Origin of the sequence: Citrobacter sp. Cpo147, from assembly GCF_030332405.1 — a bacterium.
Lineage (GTDB): Bacteria > Pseudomonadota > Gammaproteobacteria > Enterobacterales > Enterobacteriaceae > Citrobacter > Citrobacter portucalensis.
Map to the genome: position 1 here is coordinate 1475502 of NZ_JAOWHX010000030.1, position 16513 is coordinate 1492014.

Consider the following 16513-nt stretch of genomic DNA (forward strand, 5'->3'; position numbering starts at 1 on the left):
GTTAAGGAACGGAACGATGACTGGAAAAACATCTCCACGCGCCGGGGAGGCGCGTGATACCGCCACCAGCCACTATGTGTTTGAAGCGCCAGTACGCTTGTGGCACTGGCTGACGGTGGGCTGCATGTTGGTGCTGATGGTGACCGGATACTTCATTGGCCGACCGCTGCCGTCGGTCAGCGGTGAGGCCACTTATCTGTTCTACATGGGCGACATCCGGCTGGTGCATTTCGCCGCCGCCATGGTATTCACGGTGATACTGCTGATGCGCATTTACTGGGCCTTCGTCGGTAACCGCTATTCACGCGAACTGTTTATCGTGCCGGTCTGGCGACGCAGCTGGTGGCAGGGTGCGTATTCTGTGGTGCGTTGGTATCTGTTTCTGGAAAAAAAACCGGGAGATGATATCGGTCATAACCCCATCGCGCAGGCGGCGATGTGCGGTTATTTCCTGCTTTCCGTTTTTATGATCCTCACCGGTTTTGCCTTATACAGCGAACATAGCCAGTACGCCATTTTTACCCCTTTCCGCTATGTGACGGAGTTTTTCTACTGGACCGGCGGAAACTCTCTCGATATCCACAGCTGGCATCGGTTAGGGATGTGGTTCATCGCCGCCTTCATCGTAGGCCATGTGTATATGGCGATTCGTGAGGACATCATGTCTGACGAGACCGTCATCTCAACCATGATTAACGGCTTTCGTAGCCATAAATTTCCCAAAGGCCAGCACGATAAGGAGGCGTCATGAGCGAACCTAACGTCATCGTGATGGGCTTAGGCAACCTGCTGTGGGCAGATGAAGGGTTTGGTATTCGTCTCGCTGAGCGCCTGTACGCCCATTATCACTGGCCAGAATCGGTAGAGATTGTTGACGGCGGCACGCAGGGACTGAATCTGCTGGGCTACGTTGAGCAGGCCAGCCATTTGCTGCTGCTTGACGCCATCGACTACGGGCTCGCACCAGGCACCCTGCAAACTTACGCCGGAGACAAAGTCCCGAGCTACCTCAGCGCCAAAAAAATGAGTCTGCATCAGAACAGCTTCTCTGAAGTGCTGGCTCTGGCGGATATTCGCGCCCATCTCCCCGCGCACATCGCTCTGGTGGGACTACAGCCGGTACAGCTGGACGACTATGGCGGCAGCCTGACCGACATCGCGCGCGCTCAGCTCCCGGCGGCAGAACAGGCCGCGCTTACGCAACTGGCCGCGTGGGGCATTGCGCCACAAACAAGCGATGAAACACGTTGCCTGAACTATGAATGTCTGTCGATGGAAAACTATGAAGGCGTGCGTATTCGCCAGTATCGCGTAACGCTGGAGAGATAATTAACATGTTGAATGACCAACCGTTTTCTGCGCTATGGCAGCGAATGCTGGCCAGGGGCTGGCATCCTCTGAGCGCATCTGAACTGGATGACTGGATAACCCGCGTGCGTGATGGCGTGGTCCTGCTCAGTAGCGATCCTCGCCGTACACCGGAAGTCAGCGATAACCCGGTCATGATTGCCGAGTTGCTCCGCGAGTTTCCCCAGTTTGACTGGCACATCGCCATGGCGGATCTTGAACACAGCGAGGCGATCGGCGATCGCTTTGGCGTGTTCCGTTTTCCGGCTACCCTGGTGTTTACCCAGGGTGAGCTGCGCGGCATTCTCAGCGGTATCCACCCGTGGGCCGACCTGCTCAACCTGATGCGTCCCTTCGTTGAAGAACGTATACCGCCGGAGTCTGCATGATGAGCGATTCCTTTTTTCATCTGCTGGGGCCAGGAACGCAGCCGGGTGATGACAGCTTCAGCATGAACCCCTTGCCCCTCACCTGCCAGGTCAACAGCGACCCCAGCATGGCAACACTGGAAAACTGCCCGCACAGCCCGGCGGTGATGGCATTGTTAGCCGATGTGCGCCACCAGCTCACCCAGAGAATTCCCGCTAAACAGGACGTACTGGGATGGGATTTATCCGCGCTCAATGCAGACGATCTCACCTTTCTGAATACGCTACTTGGCGAAGGCGAAGTTTCCGTGCGCATTCAGCATGCTGACGGCAGGGCGAGCGAGATTCAGGAGTCGATTTTCTGCGGTATCTGGCGGGTGCGTAGTCAGAATAACAAGGGGCAATGGCAGGAACATCTGGAAGCAGGCAGCGCACCACGGGCGCTGTGGCAGGCGGCAACAATCAATACGCTGCCGGACGATAGCCTGCTGCCTCCGCCTATAGATGGGTTGATGAATGGCCTGACGCTGGCCCAGGAACTGCTGGCGCACGTGCGCGATCCTGCAGCGCAACCCCATAGCATTAACCTCACCCAACTGCCGATTAGCGACGCGGATCGCCTGTTCCTTGCCCGCCTGTGCGGCGAAGGGCACATTCAAATCCGCACCATCGGCTACGGCGAGAGCCAAATCGACGCCACGGCGCTGCGCCATGTCTGGTATGTTCGCTGTCTGGATACCCTGAAAGGGCTTCTGCTTGAGAGTTATGAGATCTGTCCGTTGCCGGAACTGGTGTTGGCCGCACCGGAAGATCTGCTCGACTCGCTCGAGCGCCTGGATGAAGTCTGCGGCTGGCTGGGATCCGGCCCGCCTGCCTGATCCCCCTCTTTAGACCCGCGTACTTTTCTACTGCGGGTCTGGCGTTTTCTTCCTTACCTATTCACTCTCTAATGCCTGATGGAGTTAGCATGTGGGACGTCATTGACCTATCGCGCTGGCAGTTTGCGCTGACCGCGCTGTACCATTTTCTGTTTGTTCCCCTGACGCTGGGGCTGATTTTTTTGCTGGCCATCATGGAAACCCTGTTCGTGGTGACCGGCAAAACAGTCTACCGCGACATGACGCGTTTCTGGGGAAAGCTATTCGGTATTAACTTTGCGCTCGGCGTGGCAACCGGCCTGACCATGGAGTTTCAGTTCGGTACTAACTGGTCGCTCTATTCCAACTATGTAGGCGATATTTTTGGCGCTCCGCTGGCGATGGAAGCCTTGATGGCTTTCTTTCTTGAATCCACCTTCGTCGGGCTGTTCTTCTTCGGCTGGCAGCGCTTAAACAAGTACCAGCATTTGCTGGTGACCTGGCTGGTCGCATTTGGCTCCAATATCTCGGCCCTGTGGATCCTCAACGCTAACGGCTGGATGCAATATCCAACAGGCGCTCACTTTAATATTGATACCCTGCGCATGGAGATGAGCAGTTTCAGCGAGCTGGTCTTTAACCCCGTCAGCCAGGTAAAATTTGTGCATACCGTGATGTCCGGTTATGTCACCGGCGCCATGTTTGTGATGTCCATCAGCGCCTGGTATTTGCTGCGCGGTCGCAATCGCGAGTTCGCCCGGCGCTCCTTCGCGGTGGGTTCCGTCTTCGGTACGCTAGCTATTCTTGGCACCCTGCAACTGGGTGATAGCTCAGCCTATGAGGTTGCCCAACTCCAGCCGGTAAAACTGGCGGCAATGGAAGGCGAATGGCAAACCGAACCGGCACCAGCGCCCTTTCATGTCATCGCCTGGCCGCAGCAGGAGCAAGAGCGTAACGCCTTCGCGGTGAAGATACCGGCCCTGCTGGGTATTCTGGCGACCCACTCTTTAGATACGCCGGTTCCGGGGCTGAAAAACCTGATGGCGGACGCGCTCCCCCGCCTGCAGCGAGGCCGGGAGGCGTGGTTACTGATGCAGGAAATTGCCAAAGGTAACCGCACGCCTCAGGTACTGAACGCTTTTCACGCTATGGAGAAAGATCTGGGTTACGGCATCCTGCTGGCGAACTACGCGCCTGATATGAACCACGTTACACCAGCGCAATATCAGGCCGCGCAACGCGGCGCCATTCCGCAAGTGGCCCCCGTGTTCTGGAGCTTTCGCATTATGATTGCATGCGGTTCGCTGCTGCTACTGGTGATGGCGATTGCGTTGATACAGACCTTACGCTGGCGTATCGACCAGCATCGCTGGGTACTGCGCATGACGCTGTGGAGCCTGCCGCTCCCGTGGATTGCCATCGAAGCGGGCTGGTTTATGACGGAGTTTGGCCGCCAGCCATGGGCGATTCAGGATATTTTGCCGACCTGGTACGCCCACTCCGCGTTAAGCGCAGGTCAGCTGGCCTTCTCGATGGGGCTAATTCTCACGCTTTACACCCTGTTTTTAATTGCTGAGGTCTACCTGATGCAGAAATACGCGCGCCTTGGCCCAGATGCAATGCAAAACCAGCAACCCGCGCAACAACAGGGATAAAGGAGACAATCATGTTGGATTATGAAACGTTGCGGCTCATTTGGTGGCTGCTGATTGGCATCATTCTGGTGGCCTTTATGGTCACTGACGGGTTTGATATGGGGGTCGGCTGCCTGTTGCCGCTGATCGCGCGTAACGATGATGAGCGTCGGGTGTTAATCAATAGCGTCGGGGCGCACTGGGAAGGTAACCAGGTGTGGCTCATTCTGGCGGGCGGCGCATTATTCGCGGCCTGGCCGCGGGTCTATGCCGCGGCATTTTCAGGGTTTTATGTGGCAATGATTCTGGTGCTGTGCGCCCTTTTCTTTCGCCCGTTGGCCTTTGATTATCGCGGTAAAATTGCTAATGCACGCTGGCGCGTCATGTGGGACGCCGGGTTGGTTATCGGGAGCCTGGTCCCCCCGGTTATCTTCGGCGTCGCATTCGGCAACCTGTTCTTGGGCGTGCCTTTTATCTTCACACCACAGCTTCATGTGCAATACCTGGGCACCTTCTGGCAGTTACTCTCACCCTTTGCCCTGCTGTGCGGCGCATTAAGCCTGATGCTGGTTATTCTGCAAGGGGGCGTGTGGCTCCAGTTGAAGACCGACGGCATTCTTCATCAACGCGCGCTTTCTGCTACCCGTCGCAGCGCGATGCTGGTCGTGCTCTGCTTTCTGTTAGCCGGTTACTGGCTATGGACGGGGATCGATGGCTATGTGTTGCTTAGCCAGGATCCTAATGGTCCCTCCAACCCGCTATTAAAAATGGTAACTACCTCACCGGGCGCGTGGATGGCGCACTTTTATCAGTCACCACTGCTGTTAATTATTCCGCTGCTTGGCATGATTTTCCCGATGCTCGCGATCTATGCCTGCGGGCAACGTCGGGCCGTATGGGGATTTTTGTGCGCTTCACTGACCCAGGCCTGCGTGATCTTCACCGCCGGAATCACCCTGTTTCCGTTTGTGATGCCTTCAAGCGCGTATCCGCTCTCCAGCCTGACGGTGTGGGACAGTACCTCCAGCCAGATGACGCTCAGTATCATGCTGGTTATTGTGCTGATTTTTCTACCGATCGTTCTGCTTTATACCGTGTGGAGTTATTACAAAATGCTGGGACGAATCAATGTAGAAACGATCCGCCGCCACAATCACGAACTTTACTAGGGAGGACCGTAAGATGTGGTATCTGTTTTGGTTTGTCGGCATTCTGCTGATGTGCGCACTCTCCACGCTGGCGCTGGTCTGGCTGGAGTCGCGGCAGAAATAATTCTGCGCGTACGCTACGCTTTCTGGCTCCCCGGTTTATTCGGGGAGCTTTTTTATCCCCTTTCCATCAGCTCTCCAAGGCGCTTTATCTGCCGTCCCTGGTTATCGAAATTACGCTCATCAAGCCACAAATCGTAGGCAGGACGGAGTGTTGGGTACTCTCCGTCGATGATTGAGTACCATGCGGTATCGCGATTTCGCCCACGGGTAACGATTGCCTGACGAAATATGCCTTCAAAACTGAAGCCAAAACGCTCTGCCGCCCCACGAGAAGGGGCGTTAAGGGCATCGCATTTCCATTCAAAACGGCGATAGCCCAGATCCTCAAAAACGTACTTTAAAAGCAATAAGATGACTTCCGTTGAGATTCGCGAACGTTTCATGCGTACGGAGTAGGAAACATGGCCAACCTCGATCACGCCATTTGCGGGATCAATCCGCATAAGAGCAAACGTACCAACAGGTTTCATACTGGTTAAATCGATCGCAGCAAAATGCATCGGATCTGTCTGTTCTTCCGCCTTTTTTAAATAAACCTGGAAGGCATCAAAAGTTTCAAAAGGTCCGACCGCCAGATATGTCCAGTCACGACAATCGCTTGCTTCGCAGTACGCTTCATACAACTCTTTTGCATGGCGTTTGGCGTTAATGCGTTCAAGCTTACAATAGCGACCTGTAATTTGCTGAGCCTGTGGAAAGGATGCGCCTTTCCAGTCAGACAAAGTCATACCTACGGGTTGTTGGAATTGATTAAAGACGCCCGGCATATCTGTACCCCTTACAAAACAGAACTAAACCAGCGCAGGGTATGATCAAACTGAGCGGCCCAAAAGAACCACAATGCGTGTTTTTAACGGATCCACACTATTTAATTGTACAAAAAGCAGGCTCTGCATTTTTACACGTAGCGAAAGAAACGTATTTACTGCATTAATGCTAATAGCGGAATAAATTATAATTTAAATAACCTGAGCCAAACGGCGAATCCCATCAACAATTGCCTCTACCGGATGATTTGCAAAACCAATCAAAATCCCCTGTCGTGAGACATCGCTCTGGTAATAACGACTTAGTGATAGTATTCCCATCCCTAGTAATCTGGCTTGCTCCTCAACTTCATTTCCGGTTAATCCGTTTTGTAGCCAGCACACAATATGGACGCCAGAGTCAGAAGGCTGCACAATCATTTTATCAGCCAGGTATTCTTGAATAGCATTCACCAGCGCAGTTCTTCTTTCATAGCATGCCTTACGAATTCGGCGCACATGACTGGCATAGTGACCATCCTCTATAAAACTCGCCATCACAGCCTGCTCAAGATAACTGGTGCCAAGATCGGAGAAATATTTCGTCACCATAATCTGTTCTTGTAAACCCGGCGGGACAACTAAAAAACCTAAACGAAATTCCGGGTACATCATTTTAGAAAATGTTCCGGCGTAGATTACGCGTTGATTCTGATCTAATCCTTGCAGGGCTTGTAAAGAACGGTCGGCATAACGGAACTCGCTATTATAGTCATCTTCAAATATCCAGGCCTGATTCGACTTCGCCCATTCCAGCAACTCAAAACGTCGGGATAAACTCAACGTTCCACTTAATGGATATTGATCCGACGGGACGACATAGGCCAGCTTAGCGTCAGGAAAATAATCAATACCATAGCGGACGTTCATTCCCTCGCTATCTACCGGTACCGGCCTCACCATCGCGCCAACTGACATGAAGGCTCCGCGAGCGCCTTTGTAACCCGGGTCGTCCAGCCAAACGTCACTTCCTGCCGACAGCAATGCTCGTGCAGTAATGTTCAATGCCTGTTGAATACCATTTACGATGATTATCTGATCTTCGTTACAGTTCACTCCACGCGTTGTTTTAATGTAGCGGCAAACCGCTTTTCTCAAAGGAAGGTACCCGCAAGGATGAGTGTGAGCGCCCAGTTGATGCCGGGATTGTCTCCAGACACGTTGCAGTAGCTTTCCCCATAACGCATGCGGAAAGAGATCCGTACACCCGACACCAACCGCAAATAGGCGGTTCATGCCGCGCCCTTCATACTCATTTGACCATAAATCGCGAACAGGATTATTTCGGCTATGAACCTGTTCACCAGGCGAGACGACGCCCCCCGACGCTATCTTTGGATAGATATTGCTGATACTCCGATCCGGAATATTATGTGAGACATATGTTCCAGACCCTTTACGGGTCAGGATATACCCTTCATCTAATAGCCTGTCATAACCGGCGATCGCTGAGTTTCGTGAAATTGACATCATCTCGGACAATGCCCTGGTTGACGGCATTTTTGTTCCTGGCGGCAATCGCCCTTCGAGGATGTGATCGCGGAGGATGTGGTAAACCTGCTCCTTAACCGCGCCTTTTCCTAAAACAAATCCTTGAAATAAAGGCGCATTGTTTTTCTTCATTGTATTAACCTTTATACTAAAAGTGGATCCTATCAATATATCGAAAGTGTCTCTTTACGAGAATTTATAAAGCTCTTAGTATCATCATACTAACACATTACTCGCACAAAATATCAGGATATATATGATTAACATGAATGCCGTTACTATTGAAAGTGCAGAACAAAAAGACTACGCCAGCTGGCTTCCTTTATGGATAAACTATCAAACATTTTATCGCACTAAAATTTCAGATGAAGTAACAAAATTAACGTGGGAGCGTTTCCTTACCCCGAGCGAACCTGTTTATTGTGCTGTAGCCAAATATAATGGGAAAATAGTGGGACTGGTGCACTATCTCTTTCACCGCTCAACCTGGGCAGAATCAAATTATTGCTATCTCGAAGATTTATTTGTTAGCGAAGATGTACGCGGTCAACACATCGGTAAACAACTTATCGAGTATGTCCAACAACAAGCCAAAAAACACCACGCGTCAAGATTATACTGGCATACGCATGAAACCAATCTCCGTGGACAACGTCTGTATGACTGGGTGGCCAAAAAGAGCGGGATGATCGAATATCAAATGTAAGGATAATAATACTCAGGATAGTATTTAATTATTCAGTACTAAAAATAAACCTCTGAGTAGATATACTCAGAGGATGTCTCGGTGACAAATCCCCCCAACCTGAATAAGATAAGGAAAAAAACCAGCGATAAGCAAATTCTTAAGAATCAAAAAGGTAAAGAGCCAGCATGGCAACGATAAAGGATGTTGCAGAGTTAGCGGGAGTGTCCACCGCAACAGTTTCACGTGTTATTAATCAAACCGCATGGGTTGAACCCGTGACGCGTGAGCGTGTTGAAAAAGCCATGCGCGAACTGAGCTATCATCGCAATGCCGCCGCAATTGCATTAGCGAAACGCAGCGGTGACATGCTCGGGTTATTGACCGGCAACCTTGCCGATCCCTTTTTTGCCAGGCTTGCCCGAGGCGTGGAAGAAGTATCACGCCAGCAGCAATTTCGGCTGATGGTATGCAGCGGTGGCCACGATGAAGGAATGGAAAAATCAGGACTCGATTTTCTGATAAACCAGGGCTGTGAAGCTATTGTGGTCCATGCCAGTAGACTGTCTGAAAAGGAACTGTTGAGATATGCCGCTCATTTTCCTGCCATGGTGGTCGTGAACCGCTATATTGCCGGGATGGCCAACCGCTGCGTGTGGCTGGAAAATAGTCAAGCAGCTAAAACAGCCACGCTACATCTCCTGGAACAGGGGCACCGTTGTATTGCCTGCGTGACAAGTGATTTACCGATTATCGATCGCCGTGAGCGGCTGGAAGGTTATCGCCAGGCGCTGGCTGAATATGGCATTACGCCAGATAAAAACTGGGTGATTAGCGTGCCTTTCAATGAAGAGGGTGGCGAACGCGCTGCACACCAGCTGCTTAATTGCGGCATTCCTTTCACCGCAGCGGTGACGTTTAATGATGTAATGGCCGCCGGGATTATGCGCATCCTCCATCAGCAGGGAATTACACTTCCGCAGCAGCTTTCGATCGTTGGATTTGATGATGTGGTGATGGCCCGCTATCTCTACCCCGCACTGACAACAATGCATTATCCCGTTGAGCGCATGGCTCGCAGCGCTTCGCAGCTGGCGATACAGCTTTTTAAGGGCGCAACTCAGCGTCCCAGCGTGAATAGTTTCACTGCGGATTTAGTGATCCGCGATTCTGTTCTTCCCCCCTCTCTCTGAAATCAATGCGTAAATCGTCAAGCCCCTGAATTGTGACCGACTTCAAGTTTAACGTCTTCATGTAATCGCTTACATGAGGGCCAATGAGCGATCACAGTCAGGCAAAAGGGTGTTCTCTACTCTTGAGCGACCTTACAGACTGGAGATTCATGAATGAATGCCTCTCAAAATCAGAAAAAAACACTCTCATTTGGACTGGCAGTGATCCCTATTTTAGCCATGCTACTGCTGCTAATTATTGGCTACGGCATCATGGGGCTACGTATTGAGCCCTTGTTGCTATGTTCTGCTGCAGTCGCCGCGGGCATGGCCTGGTGGCAAGGGTATTGCTGGGAAGACATCATTAATTCGGTAGTTGATAAACTCGCCAAAGCAATGCCGGTGATCATGATTCTTATCTGTGTCGGCGGCCTGATTGGTACATGGATGTTCAGCGGCACCATCCCTTACATGGTGTACTGGGGACTTAAACTCATCAGCCCCGAATACATTCTTATCGCCGCCTTCTTTTTGACCAGCGTCGTATCGGTGTGTACCGGAACCTCCTGGGGTTCCGCCGGAACGGTTGGCGTAGCATTGATGGGCGTTGCCGCCGGACTGGATGTTTCGATGGCAGCAGCGGCAGGTGCCGTTGTTTCTGGCGCTTACTTCGGTGACAAGATATCGCCGCTGTCAGACTCCACCAACTTTGCGGCCATTGTTGCAGATACCACCCTTTTCGAGCATATCCAGCACTTATTGTGGACCACTATTCCCAGCTTTCTGCTTGCCGCCGTGGTTTATCTTATTGCCGGCCACAGCAATATGCTCGGCGAGGTCGCCACGCCACAACGGGTTACCGATATTGTCAGCGCTCTGGAGTCGCTATACCACTTCAATATCATTCTGATTTTGCCGCCGGTTATTGTGTTGTGGGGCGCGATTCGTAAAAAGCCGGTCATTCCTTTAATGCTGAGTGCATGCGTATTAGCCCTGATTCTGGGCGTTGTCATGCAAGGACTCAGCATCAAGCAGGGACTGGATGCCTTTATAGATGGATTCAACATTACTATGTTCCCGCAAGGGAGTGAGGGCATTATTGCTGATGTTCCGCGCCTGCTGAACCGCGGCGGAATGTTCTCAATGATGAGCACTATCCTTCTGGTATTTTGCGCATTCTCTTTTGCCGGTGCCTTAACGTTAACCGGCGCGCTCAACATTATCATTAACCGCTTACTGACGGTCATTCACAGTGTCGGTCAGTTAATTGCGGCAACCATTGGTACCACCCTTCTGGTGACCGGAGCCACAAGCGACGGCAAGCTGGCTCTTCTGGTTCCAGCTGAACTGTTTAAAGACGCATACCGTCGTATGGGACTGGATACCAAAAATCTGTCCCGCACCATTGAAGACGCTGGCACCGTTATTGAGCCGTTGTTGCCGTGGACAGCTGCCGGAGTTTATATGGCCACGACATTAGGAGTGAGCACGCTGGATTTATTGCCATGGGCGATTCAGTGCTATGCCGCAATCTTCTTCGCCTTGATTTACGGTTTCACGGGAATCGGTATTGCGAAGGCGCCTTCAGTGACAGAAACAGAAAAAAATATCACGGCAACAGAATAGGGAGAGCATGTAATGGATTTTAATAAGATTATCGATCGCCACGATACCGCCTCGCTGAAATGGGACTTTATGGCGCGATATTTCGGCGAGGATACACATCAACTGTTGCCCATGTGGGTGTCTGATTTTGACTTTACTTGCCCGCCCGCTGTTCAGGAGGCTTTAACTCACCGCGTAGGGCACGGTATTTTTGGTTACAGCGAACGACCACAAAGCTACTTTGATTCATTAATTTCATGGTTCTCAACCCGGCATCAGCTGGAAATCAAGCAAGAGTGGATCTGCAGTATTGAAGGTGTTGTTCCGGGATTATCGCTACTCGTACAAATGCTGAGTCAACCCGGTGAAGGCGTGGCCGTTCAGGGGCCTTATTATGGTTCATTCGCTAAAATTATCTCTCTGAACGGCAGACAGCTGCTGGAAAATCCGTTGAATGAGGACCCGGCTACCGGTTATCAAATGGATTTTGCTCACCTGGAAATGTTATTCCGGACTGAACGTCCGCCGTTGATGATTTTATGTAATCCGCATAATCCAACCGGTCGTTGTTGGACTGCACCAGAGCTGGAACAGCTACTTACGCTATGCGAGACCTATGATGTGACGTTGCTGTCTGATGAGATATGGGCAGATTTATTGCTTCCTGGAGAACAATTTACTTCAGTTCTGCATCTGGGAGAACGCTGGCATTCGCGTGTAATTTCAGCTACTTCAGCCAGTAAAACGTTTGGTTTGTCGACATTGCGTATTGCTAATTTTCTGATACCGGCACCGGCATTGCGTGAACACTTTTTACGCCGTCTGGATGCGCATGGACTGGATGTATTCAATGCGCTATCCGTCGAAGCGAGTACGGCAGCATGGCAACATGGTGCGCCATGGTTAGACGAGTTACTTGGCTATCTGGCTGAAAATCGACGCTGGTTTATTCAACAAATTGATGAATATCTCCCATGGGCTCGGGTTGTTCCTTCCCAGGCAACGTATCTACTGTGGATAGATTGCAAAGCGCTTGGACTGGATGATGAGCAGCTCAAATGGGTAATGCTTGATGTTGCCGGTATTGCGCCTTCAATGGGAAATGGCTTTGGTCCTGCTGGAAATGGTTTTATCCGCCTGAACATGGGATGTCCACGCGCCTACCTCGAAAAAGCGGTAGAGGGCTTAAAGCGTATTGCATTTACATCCTGCTGAATCTGCTCAGTAAACGAATCGGCCCTGGCTCAGGGCCGCTCGATATTATCAGCCATTTCGACGAGGCCTGATTAACGGGCTCTGAACTACCAACCAAGAATGGCGATGCGGAGAACGTGGTGCAGGTTACCCGGAAAATAATATGCGAGCTGAAAACCGCAGTAAACGGGGTTTGCGTTGATTTCGGTAGACCTGGGAAGAGTTTGAAATGGTGCGATAATAGGAACATAACATACCCCACATAACCATTGATAAACATACATATTTTCTTGTTTCATCTTTATAAATGCCCCCTTTTGTGCCCCCACCTTGTTTTTCATGCGACTCGATGAGCCTTTCATCGAGTCGTCAATATCATTAATCTCGATAGAGGTACCTCTACTCACCCAAGTATCTTAGGGCCGTGATTGATTAAGAATAATATTGCTTGCTGTACGATACGTCACTTTGTTTGCTCATAACGTACACAGCCCTATTTACGACTTTAACATCCAGACTTGTTGAACCATGAACGTATATACAATCATCGAAGCCATGAAGGAGGTTTCGATTTCGTTAACTCGTGAAAATCGCTGGACATAGCGTCAAGCAACTGTTTTCGCAGTGTATCAGCATCTTTTTGCCATTTACTGAGTTGTCGAATGAATGCCTCACAATCCTCTTGTGTTCGACTCTGATTCTTCAAATCTTTAACAATCTCGCCTGCACGTGTAATCATGAAAAAATCATAAATATCGTTTTGCAGCTTCGGGACAATAGCATCCCATTTTTGCCATTCCTGATAATGATGGAAACGTAAGCCGTGTTCGCATCTTCGCCCTTTCTCTCTATCTGGAGCTAATTTACTGTTATCTAATAGGTCTTTGTCTTCAGAAAATTCTTGAATAGGGATACGGGCCTTTGACTGAGTCGGAGTGAGTAATAAAAGCCGGGACTGAACAAGCCCACTAATAAAACCAGCATAATTAATAAGCTGTGATAAGACCTCATCACAATCAGCAGAGAGCTTCTCCAGCCGATCAACACGGATCTCCAGCTCTTTCTTACGAATTTCCCGATTAAGGGTAAACCTGGCAGTAAGCCAAACGGCCAAGAGGGAGGCTGCCGGGGTTAATAAGTCTTTCAATTCAAATGCCATTCTGCTCTCTCATTACGTTTTAAGGGATATTTTACCGTAATTCACTGATGCTAAAGGCATTCAAGCTTCTCAGCACATCCCCTGTACACCACGATAGATCCTCTTTCCCCAAAATGTTGTTAACAACATATTCTTTAAAAGGGATCTCTAGCAGGAACGAAGCTGGCTTCTCAAGATTTGGTACAATAAGTTTACCACTGCTAGCCCAATGTGCTTCTAGCCGGACATTCAGGTTTTGCCACTCAACACCCCGGCGGGCTCTGTCTTTCTTAAGCGAATAAAAAAATGCAGACTTACCATTAGGTGTTGGATGATTGTCCATTAGCATTAAAAGAAGAGGGATGCCCCATTCCGGGAGATAGCTATAACGCCAGATCCCAAAACTATCAGCGACCCTGACCAAACGGATGAAGGATTTTTGATCAAGTTTTCCTTCGCCTCCACGTAGAGACCTACAAACTATCCATGCTCGACAGAGGCTATCAAATTGCATGAATCGATTTCGGCGAGATGCAGCGATCTCTGTTGATACTATCTTGTCATTTCCGGAAAGACCTGTGAAACGTTGAGATCTAGACCCCAGAGGGCAAAACTCTCCGTTTTCTGGTGGTGCTGAATGAGAGAATCTGGGGATATACTCGGGATTGGGAGTGACTAAACCACTATCATGAACTTGCTCGCCACAAGCGATACAGCGTAATGAAGGGTACCTATCTCGTGAAATTCCTTTTACCTTTTGTGCAAATTCTTCAATATAAATTTCAACCCAACAACCTTTCTCCAGAATTTCTGCTTTATCCATAATGTATTTTATTAAATATTGTTGATGTGAATGAAGTACATCAGAATTGCAGGTTAAAAAAGAAGCAGCAAGCAATTTTTCTTATCTATACAGTGGTACAATTTTTGTTCATGGCCGGATGCCACTAATTGTGTTTAAACACCCATAAACGCAAATGCGCCCACCGTAACTAGCTGGTGCATTTGCAATTAGTAAAATAGGGACAGTAAATCGGAAACACTGCTAGCAAGATTCAGGGGATCGAAGGAGGATGGTTTTGCCGCAGCAGGCCGATTGCCTGTCTTGCCCGTAAAATATCTACCGCCAGAAGGTAAGGTGACTGCTCCTGGCGGTTAAATCCTCTGCGATCGATACGAACCAGTTCGTACTTCTCCACCAGAAAGTTAACAGCATTAGCCAGACTGATACCGGCATCAATATGTTCCTTAATAACAGTTTCATCACTGAACGGCGTGTCGTTCAGTGTCAGGCCATAGTGCTGTTCCAGCAGACGTATCAGTAACATTTGCCAGACAGCCACGGGCGACAGACAGGGCTTCGCTGCCTGCGAAATTTTAGCAGGTAGAGTTTTCATGCTTGCTCTCGTGAAATTAGTTAGCTTTGAGTGGGATAAACTGCGATGTATACGTAGCCGCAACTGCCAAGGGTGTCGGCTTCGCAGATAAAACCGTTGTGGTAAAGGGTGACGCAGTGGGCATGGCGAGGATTCATTTCACCAGTGGTCAGCATCGATTCCATCTGACTGATAAAATGCGGAAATGCCGCATCCAGCTTAAGACATTCGGCGTCACTAAACTTACCGGTGATACTGGCCCGGTCATCCAGATAGTGCAGCCGGTTGCCCTCCTGCACCAGACGTGCTCCCAGGCGCGGCGTGAAATCCCGCTGCAGGCCCCATCTAGTGTTGCTCATTTATAACCTCTTTATTGTCAGTTCAGGGTGATACTCATCAGACAGGTATAAGGTCCGTTGCGATCCTGGCGGCGTTCGGCGTATATCGCCAGCACGCCGGGAATATCAGGAACGGCCAGACCGATGTAATGACAGACACTACCGTGCCACTGGTATCTGCCGGTGCAGTATCGAAAAATGCGGGAGGCCGGATGCTGGCGGTATATCGTCATTGCCCGGCGTTTACTGATAATTTTCATGTCATACCTCAAAGCAAACCGTGTTCAGCAAACGACAATATCTGCGTGCCACCGACAATGAGATGGTCAGGAACACGGATATCAACGAGCTGAAGCGCCTGCACCAGACGCTGCGTGATGGACTTATCTGCCTGGCTGGGTGTGGTGTCACCGGAGGGATGGTTATGCGCCAGTATCACTGCTGCCGCATTGAAGTAAAGGGCACGTTTGACCACCTCACGGGGATGCACCTCGGTACTGCTAATAGAACCGGCAAAAAGGGTTTCGTGAGCAATCAACTGGTTCTGCTGGTTCAGGTACAGCACCATGAACTCTTCGCGTTCAAGCCCCGCCATTTTTAGCTTTAGCCAGTCACGGGCAGCTTGGGTGGAGGTGAATGCCACGTCTGTTTCGCGCATGTGTCGGTCAAGCAGCGTTAAGGCGCGTTTTACCGTGCGTTGTGCGGTTAGTGATAGTGCCGGAGCCAGTGGGATAAGCGACTGTTCCATCATAAGTATCCTTAATCAATAATGTGCAGAATGACGCTGGATTCAGGGTGCTGCAGAGCGTAATCCCGCAGGCGGTAATAGTGTTCAGTCATGGCATTGCATTCGGTGCGACAGGTGTGATGGCTGTATTCAATCAGGCAGACAGCGATACCTGCAGCTTCCGCGCTCATTTGCGCACTATTGCCGTTCATGCCGTTGAACAGGTGCCATTTATCGTCACCGTCAGCATCAGGAGCCATAAACGCTCCGCCATTGCTGAGCGTGTAAAAGGACCAGATACCACCGCTGTACTCATCACAGAAGCGGTCCATCCAGGCGAAAATGCGGGGTTCCAGGATTATCCACTGCGGAATGGAGCCAAAGTGTGTCGGCCAGAATGAGAGCCGCTGACGATCGGGTACAACAGAGGCGGTAATACCTGTCGCTGGCGATTGTTCCTGAAAGGGCGTAACGCTATTGCTATTTAATGCGTTCATGATGTTT

General features: G+C 50.4%; 20 protein-coding genes. 11 read left to right on the plus strand and 9 right to left on the minus strand.

All coding sequences use genetic code 11. From position 1 onward, the window contains the following. Nucleotides 1-16 precede the first annotated feature (16 nt). The 7 genes from hyaC (at nt 17) to cbdX (ending at nt 5478) form a co-directional block, all read left to right on the plus strand. The gene (gene hyaC, locus OGY06_RS09580; RefSeq protein ID WP_286605173.1) at nt 17-751 is read left to right on the plus strand and encodes a Ni/Fe-hydrogenase b-type cytochrome subunit; all 735 of its coding nucleotides are present in this window, start codon (nt 17-19) and stop codon (nt 749-751) included. Continuing rightward, the gene (gene hyaD / locus OGY06_RS09585; RefSeq protein WP_286605175.1) at nt 748-1329 is read left to right on the plus strand and encodes a hydrogenase 1 maturation protease; all 582 of its coding nucleotides are present in this window, start codon (nt 748-750) and stop codon (nt 1327-1329) included. Before hyaC ends, hyaD begins: the two co-directional genes overlap by 4 nt. 5 nt (nt 1330-1334) lie before the next feature. Then, nucleotides 1335-1736, plus strand: coding sequence for a hydrogenase-1 operon protein HyaE (gene hyaE / locus OGY06_RS09590; protein WP_257661382.1), 402 nt, complete (start codon nt 1335-1337; stop codon nt 1734-1736). Further along, the gene (locus OGY06_RS09595; RefSeq protein WP_286605213.1) at nt 1736-2593 is read left to right on the plus strand and encodes a hydrogenase expression/formation protein; all 858 of its coding nucleotides are present in this window, start codon (nt 1736-1738) and stop codon (nt 2591-2593) included. Before hyaE ends, OGY06_RS09595 begins: the two co-directional genes overlap by 1 nt. 89 nt (nt 2594-2682) lie before the next feature. After that, entirely contained in the window at nt 2683-4227 is a 1545-nt protein-coding gene (gene appC / locus OGY06_RS09600; protein ID WP_218667618.1) for a cytochrome bd-II oxidase subunit 1, read from the plus strand. Nucleotides 4228-4238: 11 nt separating this feature from the next. Next, entirely contained in the window at nt 4239-5375 is a 1137-nt protein-coding gene (gene appB, locus OGY06_RS09605; protein ID WP_063941951.1) for a cytochrome d ubiquinol oxidase subunit II, read from the plus strand. A gap of 13 nt (nt 5376-5388) precedes the next feature. Then, complete coding sequence (gene cbdX / locus OGY06_RS09610) at nt 5389-5478, plus strand: cytochrome bd-II oxidase subunit CbdX (RefSeq protein ID WP_003830863.1); 90 nt, start codon at nt 5389-5391, stop codon at nt 5476-5478. 52 nt (nt 5479-5530) lie between these two features. Here cbdX and OGY06_RS09615 read toward each other — a convergent pair whose 3' ends face one another. Together OGY06_RS09615 and pdxR are read right to left on the minus strand one after the other, a co-directional pair. Further along, nucleotides 5531-6244 carry a GNAT family N-acetyltransferase gene (locus tag OGY06_RS09615; protein WP_286605177.1) on the minus strand — a complete coding sequence of 238 codons (714 nt, stop codon included), beginning with the start codon at nt 6242-6244 and terminating at the stop codon, nt 5531-5533. Between the two features lie 192 nt (nt 6245-6436). Continuing rightward, on the minus strand, nt 6437-7906 hold the full coding sequence (pdxR, locus tag OGY06_RS09620) for a MocR-like pyridoxine biosynthesis transcription factor PdxR (protein ID WP_063941949.1): 1470 nt from the start codon (nt 7904-7906) through the stop codon (nt 6437-6439). A gap of 124 nt (nt 7907-8030) precedes the next feature. On the opposite strand from pdxR, the gene OGY06_RS09625 reads away from it, so the two are divergent. The 4 genes from OGY06_RS09625 to OGY06_RS09640 all read left to right on the plus strand — a co-directional run bounded on the left by OGY06_RS09625 (nt 8031) and on the right by OGY06_RS09640 (nt 12451). Further along, on the plus strand, nt 8031-8480 hold the full coding sequence (locus tag OGY06_RS09625; RefSeq protein WP_003830860.1) for a GNAT family N-acetyltransferase: 450 nt from the start codon (nt 8031-8033) through the stop codon (nt 8478-8480). Between the two features lie 167 nt (nt 8481-8647). Continuing rightward, complete coding sequence (locus tag OGY06_RS09630; protein WP_063941948.1) at nt 8648-9652, plus strand: LacI family DNA-binding transcriptional regulator; 1005 nt, start codon at nt 8648-8650, stop codon at nt 9650-9652. 153 nt (nt 9653-9805) lie between these two features. Continuing rightward, nucleotides 9806-11257, plus strand: coding sequence for a Na+/H+ antiporter NhaC (nhaC, locus tag OGY06_RS09635; RefSeq protein WP_003830858.1), 1452 nt, complete (start codon nt 9806-9808; stop codon nt 11255-11257). A gap of 12 nt (nt 11258-11269) precedes the next feature. Continuing rightward, nucleotides 11270-12451: a MalY/PatB family protein gene (locus tag OGY06_RS09640; RefSeq protein WP_286605180.1), complete on the plus strand. Its 1182-nt coding sequence runs from the start codon at nt 11270-11272 to the stop codon at nt 12449-12451. Nucleotides 12452-12974: 523 nt separating this feature from the next. Here the strand turns inward: OGY06_RS09640 and OGY06_RS09645 are convergent. The 7 genes from OGY06_RS09645 to OGY06_RS09675 all read right to left on the minus strand — a co-directional run bounded on the left by OGY06_RS09645 (nt 12975) and on the right by OGY06_RS09675 (nt 16506). Next, the gene (locus tag OGY06_RS09645; RefSeq protein ID WP_220721905.1) at nt 12975-13589 is read right to left on the minus strand and encodes a hypothetical protein; all 615 of its coding nucleotides are present in this window, start codon (nt 13587-13589) and stop codon (nt 12975-12977) included. A gap of 31 nt (nt 13590-13620) precedes the next feature. Next, the gene (locus tag OGY06_RS09650; RefSeq protein WP_259472358.1) at nt 13621-14391 is read right to left on the minus strand and encodes a hypothetical protein; all 771 of its coding nucleotides are present in this window, start codon (nt 14389-14391) and stop codon (nt 13621-13623) included. Between the two features lie 232 nt (nt 14392-14623). Continuing rightward, entirely contained in the window at nt 14624-14965 is a 342-nt protein-coding gene (locus OGY06_RS09655; RefSeq protein WP_275147885.1) for a TA system toxin CbtA family protein, read from the minus strand. Nucleotides 14966-14985: 20 nt separating this feature from the next. Next, nucleotides 14986-15303: a type IV toxin-antitoxin system YeeU family antitoxin gene (locus OGY06_RS09660; protein ID WP_275147884.1), complete on the minus strand. Its 318-nt coding sequence runs from the start codon at nt 15301-15303 to the stop codon at nt 14986-14988. Nucleotides 15304-15320: 17 nt separating this feature from the next. Continuing rightward, entirely contained in the window at nt 15321-15542 is a 222-nt protein-coding gene (locus tag OGY06_RS09665; RefSeq protein WP_275147883.1) for a DUF987 domain-containing protein, read from the minus strand. Nucleotides 15543-15550: 8 nt separating this feature from the next. Next, nucleotides 15551-16033, minus strand: coding sequence for a RadC family protein (radC, locus tag OGY06_RS09670; protein WP_275147882.1), 483 nt, complete (start codon nt 16031-16033; stop codon nt 15551-15553). 8 nt (nt 16034-16041) lie between these two features. After that, entirely contained in the window at nt 16042-16506 is a 465-nt protein-coding gene (locus tag OGY06_RS09675; protein ID WP_275147881.1) for an antirestriction protein, read from the minus strand. Between the last annotated feature and the right edge of the window lie 7 nt (nt 16507-16513).

What these genes read in the sequence shown, in the direction of transcription:
- hyaC (WP_286605173.1), top strand. Translation starts at nt 17, where the DNA reads ATGACTGGAAAAACATCTCCACGCGCCGGGGAGGCGCGTGATACCGCC.
- hyaD (WP_286605175.1), top strand. Translation starts at nt 748, where the DNA reads ATGAGCGAACCTAACGTCATCGTGATGGGCTTAGGCAACCTGCTGTGG.
- hyaE (WP_257661382.1), top strand. Translation starts at nt 1,335, where the DNA reads ATGTTGAATGACCAACCGTTTTCTGCGCTATGGCAGCGAATGCTGGCC.
- OGY06_RS09595 (WP_286605213.1), top strand. Translation starts at nt 1,736, where the DNA reads ATGAGCGATTCCTTTTTTCATCTGCTGGGGCCAGGAACGCAGCCGGGT.
- appC (WP_218667618.1), top strand. Translation starts at nt 2,683, where the DNA reads ATGTGGGACGTCATTGACCTATCGCGCTGGCAGTTTGCGCTGACCGCG.
- appB (WP_063941951.1), top strand. Translation starts at nt 4,239, where the DNA reads ATGTTGGATTATGAAACGTTGCGGCTCATTTGGTGGCTGCTGATTGGC.
- cbdX (WP_003830863.1), top strand. Translation starts at nt 5,389, where the DNA reads ATGTGGTATCTGTTTTGGTTTGTCGGCATTCTGCTGATGTGCGCACTC.
- OGY06_RS09615 (WP_286605177.1), bottom strand. Translation starts at nt 6,244, where the DNA reads ATGCCGGGCGTCTTTAATCAATTCCAACAACCCGTAGGTATGACTTTG.
- pdxR (WP_063941949.1), bottom strand. Translation starts at nt 7,906, where the DNA reads ATGAAGAAAAACAATGCGCCTTTATTTCAAGGATTTGTTTTAGGAAAA.
- OGY06_RS09625 (WP_003830860.1), top strand. Translation starts at nt 8,031, where the DNA reads ATGATTAACATGAATGCCGTTACTATTGAAAGTGCAGAACAAAAAGAC.
- OGY06_RS09630 (WP_063941948.1), top strand. Translation starts at nt 8,648, where the DNA reads ATGGCAACGATAAAGGATGTTGCAGAGTTAGCGGGAGTGTCCACCGCA.
- nhaC (WP_003830858.1), top strand. Translation starts at nt 9,806, where the DNA reads ATGAATGCCTCTCAAAATCAGAAAAAAACACTCTCATTTGGACTGGCA.
- OGY06_RS09640 (WP_286605180.1), top strand. Translation starts at nt 11,270, where the DNA reads ATGGATTTTAATAAGATTATCGATCGCCACGATACCGCCTCGCTGAAA.
- OGY06_RS09645 (WP_220721905.1), bottom strand. Translation starts at nt 13,589, where the DNA reads ATGGCATTTGAATTGAAAGACTTATTAACCCCGGCAGCCTCCCTCTTG.
- OGY06_RS09650 (WP_259472358.1), bottom strand. Translation starts at nt 14,391, where the DNA reads ATGGATAAAGCAGAAATTCTGGAGAAAGGTTGTTGGGTTGAAATTTAT.
- OGY06_RS09655 (WP_275147885.1), bottom strand. Translation starts at nt 14,965, where the DNA reads ATGAAAACTCTACCTGCTAAAATTTCGCAGGCAGCGAAGCCCTGTCTG.
- OGY06_RS09660 (WP_275147884.1), bottom strand. Translation starts at nt 15,303, where the DNA reads ATGAGCAACACTAGATGGGGCCTGCAGCGGGATTTCACGCCGCGCCTG.
- OGY06_RS09665 (WP_275147883.1), bottom strand. Translation starts at nt 15,542, where the DNA reads ATGAAAATTATCAGTAAACGCCGGGCAATGACGATATACCGCCAGCAT.
- radC (WP_275147882.1), bottom strand. Translation starts at nt 16,033, where the DNA reads ATGATGGAACAGTCGCTTATCCCACTGGCTCCGGCACTATCACTAACC.
- OGY06_RS09675 (WP_275147881.1), bottom strand. Translation starts at nt 16,506, where the DNA reads ATGAACGCATTAAATAGCAATAGCGTTACGCCCTTTCAGGAACAATCG.